Source organism: Blastomonas sp. UPD001 (assembly GCF_003426715.1).
Lineage (GTDB): Bacteria > Pseudomonadota > Alphaproteobacteria > Sphingomonadales > Sphingomonadaceae > Blastomonas.
In genome coordinates this window covers 1-608 of sequence record NZ_QKVT01000051.1, presented here as the reverse complement: position 1 = coordinate 608, position 608 = coordinate 1, and the positions used below count along the sequence as shown (strand labels likewise).

General features: G+C 68.8%; 1 pseudogene. It reads right to left on the bottom strand.

Annotation, left to right across the window (positions count from 1 at the left end):
• Positions 1-183 precede the first annotated feature (183 nt).
• Positions 184-608 (bottom strand): annotated as a pseudogene (locus DM995_RS22530) (hypothetical protein); the annotation flags it as partial.

Here is a 608-nt window from a genome sequence, read left to right as displayed (position 1 = left end):
CAGCACCTCGACCGGCGGCGTTTCGACCTCTACCGGCGGCGTCAGCACCTCATCGGGCAATGTCAGCTCGTCTTCGGGCAATGTCAGCTCATCGAGCTCGTCGTCGTCCTCGTCCTCGTCGAGCTCGTCCTCTTCCAGCTCCTCCTCGTCGAGCTCGTCCTCTTCGGGCGGTGACAAGCCCGGCTATCCCGGCAAGCCCGGCCATCCGGGCAAGCCTGGCGGCTCGTCGGGCTCGAGCGGCTCGTCGGGCTCCAGCGGTTCGTCGGGCTCGAGCGGTTCTTCGGGCTCGTCCGGTTCGAGCGGCTCCTCGGGATCGTCCGGCAGCTCGTCCACCAGCAGCGGCTCGTCCGGATCGAGCGGTTCGACCGGTTCCACGGGCTCCACCGGATCTTCGGGTTCGAGCGGCTCGTCGGGATCCTCGGGGTCGAGCGGATCGACCGGTTCGTCGGGCTCGAGCGGCTCTTCGTCCTCCTCGAGCAGCTCCAGCTCGTCGAGCTCGACGTCGTCCAGCACCTCTTCGGGTGCGACCTCGAGCAGCACCTCGTCGAGCTTCGGCGGTACCAGCAGCGGCAGCAGCGGTTCGACCGGATCGAGCGGCAGCACCGGCT